General features: G+C 70.2%; 8 protein-coding genes and 1 tRNA gene. 4 read left to right on the forward strand and 5 right to left on the reverse strand.

Annotated features, from left to right (window positions below; all coding sequences use genetic code 11):
- Positions 1-2: 2 nt before the first annotated feature.
- Positions 3-899 (reverse strand): ketopantoate reductase family protein, encoded by an 897-nt coding sequence (locus AOK24_RS33945; RefSeq protein ID WP_055723850.1) that lies wholly within the window; start codon positions 897-899, stop codon positions 3-5.
- Positions 900-1,022: 123 nt separating this feature from the next.
- Between AOK24_RS33945 and AOK24_RS33950 the strand changes: the two genes are divergently transcribed.
- The gene (locus tag AOK24_RS33950; RefSeq protein WP_055723851.1) at positions 1,023-1,259 is read left to right on the forward strand and encodes a DUF2277 domain-containing protein; all 237 of its coding nucleotides are present in this window, start codon (positions 1,023-1,025) and stop codon (positions 1,257-1,259) included.
- 25 nt (positions 1,260-1,284) lie between these two features.
- Here AOK24_RS33950 and AOK24_RS33955 read toward each other — a convergent pair.
- Positions 1,285-1,356: transfer RNA gene (locus AOK24_RS33955), tRNA-Val, on the reverse strand.
- Positions 1,357-1,553: 197 nt separating this feature from the next.
- Here AOK24_RS33955 and AOK24_RS33960 point away from each other — a divergent pair.
- Positions 1,554-2,321, forward strand: coding sequence for a DUF4097 family beta strand repeat-containing protein (locus tag AOK24_RS33960; RefSeq protein WP_055723852.1), 768 nt, complete (start codon positions 1,554-1,556; stop codon positions 2,319-2,321).
- Between the two features lie 109 nt (positions 2,322-2,430).
- A complete protein-coding gene (locus AOK24_RS33965) occupies positions 2,431-3,825 on the forward strand; it encodes a coiled-coil domain-containing protein (protein ID WP_055723853.1) in 1,395 nt (464 codons plus the stop codon).
- Between the two features lie 57 nt (positions 3,826-3,882).
- Here AOK24_RS33965 and AOK24_RS33970 read toward each other — a convergent pair whose 3' ends face one another.
- The 3 genes from AOK24_RS33970 to AOK24_RS33980 form a co-directional block, all read right to left on the reverse strand.
- On the reverse strand, positions 3,883-5,055 hold the full coding sequence (locus AOK24_RS33970) for an amidase domain-containing protein (RefSeq protein WP_055723854.1): 1,173 nt from the start codon (positions 5,053-5,055) through the stop codon (positions 3,883-3,885).
- Between the two features lie 116 nt (positions 5,056-5,171).
- Positions 5,172-6,461, reverse strand: coding sequence for a polysaccharide deacetylase family protein (locus AOK24_RS33975; RefSeq protein WP_055723855.1), 1,290 nt, complete (start codon positions 6,459-6,461; stop codon positions 5,172-5,174).
- A 43-nt stretch (positions 6,462-6,504) separates the two neighbouring features.
- Positions 6,505-8,661 carry a transglycosylase domain-containing protein gene (locus tag AOK24_RS33980; RefSeq protein ID WP_206191317.1) on the reverse strand — a complete coding sequence of 719 codons (2,157 nt, stop codon included), beginning with the start codon at positions 8,659-8,661 and terminating at the stop codon, positions 6,505-6,507.
- Between the two features lie 277 nt (positions 8,662-8,938).
- On the opposite strand from AOK24_RS33980, the gene AOK24_RS46650 reads away from it, so the two are divergent.
- Positions 8,939-9,124 (forward strand): FmdB family zinc ribbon protein (locus AOK24_RS46650; protein ID WP_079057135.1); only part of this gene is annotated, 186 nt, incomplete at its 3' end.

Consider the following 9,124-nt stretch of genomic DNA (forward strand, 5'->3'; position numbering starts at 1 on the left):
GGCTACGACGCCCCCAGCTCCCCCACCACCCGCTCCGCCACCGGCGCCGCGACCCCGTACGTCCCGGCCGCCCTCAGCAACGCCCCGCCGATCGCGTCGAGTTCGAGCGGCCGGCCGGACTCCGCGTCGCGCTGCATGGACGACTTCATGCCGGGCGGCAGGGCGTCGTAGCGGGCCAGGGTCCGGGCGGGGTCGGCGGGGGACCCGGCGGCCGTGCTGATCGCCGCGACCTCCGTGACGAGGGCGGTGAGTTCGTCGCGGTGGGCGGTGCGGAGGTCGCCGACGGGCAGGGCGTACCGCGTGGTGAGCAGCGCGAAGGGGGCCAGGAACGCGAGCTTCGCCCAGAGCGCCCGCGTCTCGCCGTCGAGGACCCGGGCCGTCGGGCCCGCCTCGTTCAGGACGGCGGCCAGCGCCTCCAGGCGAGCCGGGTCGACGGGGTCGCCGGACAGGTCGATCTCCGTGAACGGGCTCGTGTGCTCGATCACCCCGGGCGCCGTCCGCGTGGACTCGACCCGGATCACCCCGGGCGCGACCAGCTCGGGACGGTGGTGCGCGCGGAGCGCCTCGGGGTGTTCGACGCCGTTCAGGAACGGCACGAGAAGGGCGTCGCCGAGCACCTCGGCGGGGACGCGCGCCAGTGCGTCGTCCAGAGCGGTCTGCTTGACGGCGATCAGTACGGCGTCGGCGGGGGCCCTGAGCTGCGTATCCGCCTCGACCTGGGCCGTGAAGGCGCCGAACTGGGCGCTGTTGACGCGGATGCCGTCCGTGCGCAGCGCCGTCGCGGTGTCCTCGCCCGCGAGGCAGATCACCCGGTGCCCGGCCTTCGCGAGCAGCGCGGCGAGCAGTCCGCCGACCCCGCCGGGGCCGAGGACGGCGACGGTGAGCCTGTCGTACGTCATGACGTGATTCCTTTCGCCGGTCGGCCCCGGAGTTCCGGTGGCCGCCACGACGGTGATCATGCCAAGGTGCGGCGGCGGTGCCAAGGGCCAGCGGGATACGCCCGGGAGAGGGACACTGGCCCCATGTGCCGCAGCATCAAGACCCTCCGCCCGCCGTCCCTCCCCCACGACGCCACCGGCGAGGACTTCCACGCCGCCGCCCTCCAGTACGTCCGCAAGGTCTCCGGCTTCCGCGCCCCGGCCGCGCACAACAAGGAGGTGTTCGACCGGGCGGTGGCGGCGATCGAGGCGGCCACGGCGGAGCTGATGGCGGGCCTTGAGGTGCGCGGGGTACCCCGGGACATGGAGAAGACCCCCTAGGTGTCACCTAGAGGGTCCGGTTCTGTGGGCGCGGACGGTTTCGAACCGCCGACATCCTGCTTGTAAGGCAGGCGCTCTACCCCTGAGCTACGCACCCGTTGCCCGAGGCTCGCGCGTTCGGGACGAGTCGACAGCGTACCTTGCTGGGGGTGCTGGTCTGCAAACGCGTATCCCTCCAGGGGGGCACCCGGGGGTTATCCCCACCCTGGATGAGGGAGGGAGCCGGATCGATGGCGGGGGCCTGCGGGCCTAGCGTCGTAGTACCGATCCGGCTCGTCTCAGGGGGACTTCGCCATGGCCCGCACCTCAGGTACTACCCGTCTCGTACTCAGCGGTGCGGTCCTCGTCGCCGTGTTCGCGACGGCCTGCTCGGACGCCTCGGAGGACACCGCCCCGGAGTCGCGGGCGTTCGACCTGAAGGGGTCGACGCTGACGATCGACTCGGGGGACACGGCGCTGGAGATCGTCGCGGCGGAGGGGAACAGGGCGGGCCGGGTGGAGGTGACGCGCTGGTTCGACGGTTCCGTGACGGTCGGCAAGGACCCGAAGCTGACCTGGTCGATGTCGCAGGACGGCCGGCTGAAGCTGCGGATGAAGTGCAGCGGCCTCGTCGCGGACTGCTCCTCGCGGCACCGGGTCGAGATCCCCCGGGGCGTCGCGGTGAAGGTCGTCTCCAGCGACGGCAGCGTGAAGGTGAGCGGTGTGCGGGACGCGCTGAGCGTCAAGGCGGGCGACGGCTCGGTACGGATCACCGACACCTCGGGCCCGCTGGACCTGGACACGAACGACGGTTCGGTGCGCGCGGACGTGTCCTCGCGGACGGTCACCACGCGCTCCGGGGACGGCTCGGTCCAGCTGAACCTGTCCGTCGTACCGGACCGGATCGAGGCGAAGGCCAACGACGGGAACGTCACGATCGAGGTGCCGAAGGGGACGTACAAGGTGTCGACGAAGGTGACCGACGGTGCTACGAGGGTGTCGGTGCCGCATGCCGACGACAGTGCGCACGAGATCACGGCCCGGGTCTCGGACGGCTACCTGGCGATCCGCACCGCGAGCTGAGACACGGGCCGGGGTCCGACGCGAACCGACCGCCCCGTGTGTTCGTCCTAGACCGGTGGGAGAATGGGAACCGGGCCAGGCAGGACGGACGACAGCGCGGGAGAGGGACGTGACGGCGACACCTTCACACGAGAGTCGGCCGGACCGGACCGCACGGCGTGCGCGCACACCCCGTAGCTCCCTGGTACTACGCGACAGCCTCACCCTCGTCGCCGCCCTCCCCGTCCTCGCCGCTCTCGCCCTCCCCGGCGCGTTCGCCGGCGGCGGTACCCGGCGCTGGTTCGGCGGCCGGTCGGAGGGGATGCGGGTCGAGGCGCAGGCGGCGAAGGACGCGGCGGCTGCGGCGTTCTACGAACTGGACACGGCGCAGCGGGACTTGAAGATCTCGATCGAGACGATCACGGCGGTGGACGACTCCCCGGCGGCGCGCCGGGCCGTCGGCGCGTTCGAGGAGATCGGCCGCCGGATCGACGAGGTGAGCCAGCAGTACATCACCGCCGTCGACGCGCACGACCTCGACCGGGACGACCTGGAGGCGTCGGCGGCGGCGCAGGCGCGTACGCAGCTGACCCGGGCGAAGGACGAACTGGCCAAGGCCAAGCAGGAGTTGGACCGCTTCGCGGGCAGCCTGGGCCCGCTGCTCGGCAAGGCGGAGACGCAGCTCGCCCGTCTCGCCCCGGCGGTGGAGCGGGCCCGCCAGGCTCTCCTGGCCGCGTCCGACGCGCTGGACGCGGTCCGGCGGACCGAGCTGAAGGCGGACGACCTCGCGGCCCGACTCGCCGCGCTGGCGCCGGAGTTGACGAAGCTGAACCAGGGGGCGGGTCAGCACGGCGTGGCGGAGACGCTGGAGCGCGCGGAGCGGGTCGCGCGGGAGGCGGAGACGATCCGTACGGAGGCGGAGCGGCTGCCGGAGAAGGCCGCCGAGATCGATCACCGGCTGGTGTCGCTGCGCACGCGCGCGCAGGCGCTGACGACGCGCGCGGACCAAGTGGACCCGATCCTCAGCGAGTTGCGGCGCCGGTTCGCTGCGGCCTGCTGGCAGGACCTCCAGCGGGTGCCGGAGCAGGCCGCGGAGAACGTCCGGCAGGCGGAGGCGAAGCTGCGGGAGGCGCGCTCGGCGCGGGAGGAGCAGCGCTGGCCGGACGCGACGTCCCTGCTGTCGACGGTGCGGGCGCTGCTGAACGCGACGGACGAGTCGGTGTCGGCCGCCGGTGACCGGCTGACCAGGCTGAACGCGGTCCAGAAGGACCCGCAGCAGGAGATCGACCGGACGCGTTTCGCGATCCGTGACGCGCAGCGCCTGGCGATGACCGGCCGTACGACCCCGGACCCCCGGCACGCGCGCCCGCTGGACGAGTCGGTGGCCCGCCTGGACCGGGCGGTCGCGGGTCTGGAGGGCCGGCACCCCGACTACTGGCACTTCCTGACGGAGACGGAGGCGGTGCGGCAGTCGGTGGCGCGGGTGGTGTCGCAGATCCGCGAGGAGCGGGGCACGGCGCACTGAACGCGCAGGGCCCGTCACCCCGGAGGGTGACGGGCCCCGTCGTACCTGAGAGGGAGATCAGGTGCGGTACGCGTAGTAGTACGAGGTCGGGTACGACGCGATGACGCTGGAGAGCGAACGCCGGTAGGTGTTCGAGGAGTGGTACGTCAGGTAGGGCATACCGTTCGCGACGTAGGACACGATCATCGTGTGGTCCTTGGAGCCGTCCCGGTCGAAGTCGACCTGGAGGACGTCGCCGACCTGCATCTGGTAGACGTTCGCGAGCGGCGTGGAGCGCTTGGCGTTCTGGGTGAACCAGGACCACTCGTTGACGCCGACGAACGAGTACGACTGGATCTCGTTGTTGCCGAACCACTTCGTGTAGTCGTACACGTAGCCCGGCGCGTGCTTCCAGCCGCCCGCCTTCAGGGACTGGCTGACGAAGTTGGTGCAGTCACCGCCCGCGCCCTGCCCGTTGAAGTTCGGGTAGTCGGGGTTGTAGTTGCTCCAGTGCTTCTCGGCGTAGGCGGCCATCGCCTTGTAGTCGTACGTCCCGCCGGTGAGGGTCTTCGGGACGGCGACGGGGCCCCGTGTGGTCGCGGCGCGCGGGGCGGCCGGGGTGTCGGTCGCGGCGGCGGCCGGCTTGACGGTGGCGACGGCGGGCGCGGCGACCTGGTTGACGGTGGTGCCGCCCTGGTCGGTCGAACGGACGCCGGAGAGCTGCCAGTTGCCGCTGTGGTCAGCCTTGAAGGTCAGCTCGTGGTGGGCCTGGAAGCCGGTGGTGTTCGGCTCCTTGGCGCTGGTCCTCTCGTAGGTGAGGACCGTGGTCTCGGTGACCTGGGCCTTGGCGGTGCGGCCGGTGACCTTGACGGTGTCGAGGCTGACGCCGGTGGTGCCCTTGCTGTACTTCTCACCGAGCTTCGCCAGCGTGTTCTTGCGCTGGGTCAGGGAGTTGAGGGTGCTGCTCTCGGTGCTGTTCTGCTTCGAGGACATCTTGACGCGCCCGGAGAAGCCCTTGGTCGTGGGCTTCTTGCGGTTGCCGTCGACGAGCGCGTCGGTGCGGTCGGTGAAGACCGCGTCGGCGAGCTTCTGGAAGGTCGCCCGGGTCTTGGCGTCCACCGTGGGGTCGCTCGGGGTGGCGGCTCCCGCCGACCAGTTCGGCAGCAGCGCGACGCCCGCGGCGACCGACGCGGCGGTCGCCGTGAGTATCGTGACGCGGCGCCGCGAACGGCTCAATTTCCTTGACTTCACTGATAGTTCCCCTCTGGCCCGGCGGGGGAGGGATGCCGGGTAGCGGAATCCTTGCATGCCATGTGTGGCTGTTGTGAAGGGGGTTACCTTCGCTGCGGCAAGCTGTTATGAGACCGTCACTGGACGACGGTTGACCAGTCCGGGCTCTGGGCAGGATCAAGGGTTCGGAGCCGGTCGAGGGTCTCCGGGTCCTGGGCGTCCATCCAGTCCGCCAACTCCTTGAAGGACACGCACTTCACGTCCTTCTTGGTGCACATGTTCTTGATCGCCTGGTCGACGGCCTTCATGTAGATGCCGCCGTTCCAGTCCTCGAAGTGGTTGCCGATGAACAGCGGCGCGCGGCTGCCGTAGTAGACCCGGTTGAAGCCCGCCATGTAGGAGTCGAGGGTCTCCTGCTGCCACTGCGGGTACTTGGCGGGGTCGCCGTTCACCTGGCCGTCGGACTGGTTGTAGAGGAAGTTGAAGTCCATCGACAGGCCCTGGTACTTGCCGCCCTCGTAGGGAAGCATCTGGAGCGGGAAGTCCCAGATGCCGTCCTTCTTGTCGGGCCAGACCTGGAACTTGCCGGGCGAGCTGGCGTCGTAGCGCCAGCCGTAGTCCTTGGCCGCTTTCAGCAGGTTGGGCTGGCCTTCGAGGCAGGGCGCGCGTCCGCCGGTGACCTCCTTGCGGAAGTCGAAGGGCAGCGGGTCCATCTCCTCGAAGCCGGTGTTGGTCTTCCACTTCTCCGCGAACTCGTAGAACTGGTCGATCTCGCTCTTCCACTCGGCGACGCTCCAGTCCTTGCCGCCCTTGGCCTCGCAGAAGTGCCCGTTGAAGTGGGTGCCGATCTCGTTGCCCTCCTCCCAGGCCCGGCCGAGCTGTTCGAGGGTGGTGCGGATGTGGTCGTCGGTCGCGTAGCTGATCGCGGCGGAGCCCCGGGGGTGCTGCGGGGGCTGGTAGAGGTTCTTCTTGTCCTTCGGCAGCAGGTAGATGCCGGTCAGGAAGAACGTCATGTGCGCGTTGTACTCCTGCGCCAGGCTCCGGTAGTGCGAGAAGAGCTGATCGTCGCCCTGGAGCGCGCCGTCCCAGGAGAAGACGACGAACTGGGGCGGTTTCTCACCGGGCTTGAGCTTCTCCGGCTTCAACTGCCCGGTCTGCGGGCCGGTGTACGACGTCGAGCCGTCCCCGAGCACCTTGGTCTTCCCGTCCCACGGCTCCTCCGTCTCCTTCACCGTCTGCTGCCCCTGGGGCCCCTCGGCGGCCGTCGGGGTGGTCCGGTCGGTGCGCGAGAGCACCAGGTATCCGCCGACGAGCGAGCTGACCACGAGCACGGCGGCCAGCGAGAGGAACCCCGAACGCCGGTTGGTGGCCGGGGACTTGGGGCGTGATTCAGGTGCCTTGCGGCGGCGGCCCGACGGTTGCTTCATGTGCGGCTGCTCATTCTGCTGGGGGACGGGGGCGGTCCGGCGGTCAGTCCGTCGGACTGGTGGCCCGCGACCAGATGCGGTACGGAACGCTGTCGCCGGCGCTCCCGGCGATGCCTTCCAGCGGCAGGGGTTCGAGGCTCTTGGTCAGGTCGATGCGGTAGACGACGACGGCCGTGGAGACCTTCTCGGCCGTGCCGACGAACCAGGACGCGGTGTCCTTCTCCGTCGTCCCGGACTTCCCGGCGCCGCTCGCCGAGGGGTGGGCGGTGCGCAGCGACTCGGTCAGCGCGTCGCTCACCTGGCCGGCCACCTCCTCGCTCATCGCCCGCTGCTTCCCGGGGATCGCGAGGTCCACCCGGGCGCCGTTGCGGGTGAGTTTGCGCACCGAGTACGGCTCGGTGTGGACGCCGCCGGCGGCGAACGTGGAGTAGCCGCTCGCCATGCGGATCGCGCTCGGCGTGGAGCTGCCCGCGGACAGGGCGGGCACCATCGCGCCGATGCTGGACGACAGCAGGCCCGAGTCCTCGGCGGTCTTGCGGACCATGTCGAGGCCGGTGTCCATGCCGAGCTGCATGAACGGCCCGTCGACACCGAGCGCGAGGGCCCGGCGCAGGCTGATCATGCCGTACGACTTCCCGTCGGCGTTCTTCGCCGCGACCGGCTTGCCGCTGCGGTCCCAGTACGGCCCCTCGGGCGTCCTGACCAGCGCGCCGTTGTTCCCGTCGTACAGGGACAGCGGGGTGATCTCCTCGACGGGGCCCTCGCGGGTCCTGCGTACGCCGTGTTCGAGCCCTGCGGCGTAGACGAACGGCTGGAACGCCGAACCGGCGGGCACCGTCGTGGCGTTGGACTCGTTGTAGCCCTGCGTACGGTGGTCGGGGCCGCCGTAGACGGCGATGATCCGGCCGTCGGCGCCGACCGAGGCGGCGCCGTAGTGGGCGGCCTTCGCGTTCTTCGGGTCGTCCTTCTGGGCCTGCTTGCGGGCCTTGGTCACCTCGGCGGTGAGCTGGGTCTCGCGGTTCTTGTCGAAGGTCGTGTAGATCTGGTAGCCGCCGAGGTCGAAGTCCTTGTCGGAGATGTTCGCGGCCTTCTTCACATAGCTGGTCGCCAACTCGACGAGGTAGTCGGTCTGTTGACCCGTGTCATAGAGCGGGTTGCGTTTCAGGGGCTCGGGGAACCTCGTGTAGGTCGCGCGCTCTTCCTTGGAGAGTTTCCCGATGTCGACCATCCGGTCGAGGATCCACTTCCAGCGCTCCTCGGAGCGCGCGTGGTTGGCGGCGCTCAGCGTCGGGTCGTACAGGCCCGCGCCCTTGAGGAGGGCGGCGAGCATCGCGCCCTCGCTGGCGTTGAGTTCGCCGACGTCCTTGCCGTAGTACGCCTGGGCCGCGCGCTGGATGCCGTACGTGCCCCGGCCGAACCAGCTGGTGTTGAGGTAGCCCTGGAGGATGTCGTCCTTGCTCATCTGGTTGTCCAGCTTGAGCGCGATCATCGCCTCGGTGAACTTGCGGCCGAGCGTCTGGTCCTGGTTCAGGTAGACGTTCTTCACATACTGCTGGGTGATGGTCGATCCGCCCTGGGTATCACCCGAGCCGACGGTGCGCAGGAGGGCGCGGCTGATGCCCTTGAGGGAGATGCCGGGGTCGCTGTAGAAGCTGGCGTTCTCGGCGGCGATGACCGCGTTCCGGACGTCCTCCGGGACGTCCTTGAGGGGCATGTCCTGGCGCTGGACCCAGCCGGTGCGGGCCATCGGGGCGCCGCTGGCCCAGAAGAAGACGTTGTCCTGCTGCTTGGCGTACGAGTTGAGGTCGGGTATGTCGGTGGCCGCGTAGGCGATGCCGAGGAAGACGACGCTCGCGCCGGTGCCGGCGAGGGCGGCGCCGGCCCACTGGCGCCAGGACGGCATCCAGCGGCGCCAGCCGGCGCGGCCGGGGCGCGGGTAGGCGGGGCGCAGCCGGCGTGCGTACGGGCTGGCTGCGCCGGCGAGGCGGCGCAGCGGGGACGGCCGGAGTTCCTTCTTGCGGGCCAGCCTGCTGGGCCCGCCGGGAGACGCTCCGGCCTCGGGTATCTCCAGGTCGCCGACGCGCAGTTGCATGGTCTCGTCCGCCCGGAAGGAGGCGGGGACCTTCAGCTGCATGGTCTCGTCCGGGCGCGGGACCGCGTCCGGCTTCCGGGGCTTCTCCCCCTCCCCCCGCCTGGTCACGACAGCGTCTCCCTCCGCATTCGTGGATGCCGCGTAAAGGGACGCACAGAACGTACGGGCGGGCTTGTGTTCACCTGGTCACAGCTGTGAAGCCCCCACGTCCCCCCAACCCCGCGGCCCACTCAAATTACCAGTGCTCTTCGCAAGTTCTCCACACAGGAAAGTGACAGAAATGAACGCAATCGCTGCGTACGGCGGGAAACCGGAGGGAGGGACTTCGTCACACGCACAGGTCGGCACGGGTCCGGGATCACGACCGAGCCGTTAGCCTGCTGTCATGCCTCGTTACGAATACCGCTGCCGGACCTGCGGCGACACGTTCGAGTTGGCCCGGCCCATGGCCGAGTCCTCGGCTCCGGCCGACTGCCCCGCCGGGCATGAAGACACGGTGAAGCTGCTGTCGACGGTCGCGGTGGGAGGTACGGCGGCCACGCCGAAGCCCGCCGGGGGCGGAGGCGGGGGA

The sequence above is a fragment of the Streptomyces niveiscabiei genome (assembly GCF_001419795.1).
Lineage (GTDB): Bacteria > Actinomycetota > Actinomycetes > Streptomycetales > Streptomycetaceae > Streptomyces > Streptomyces niveiscabiei.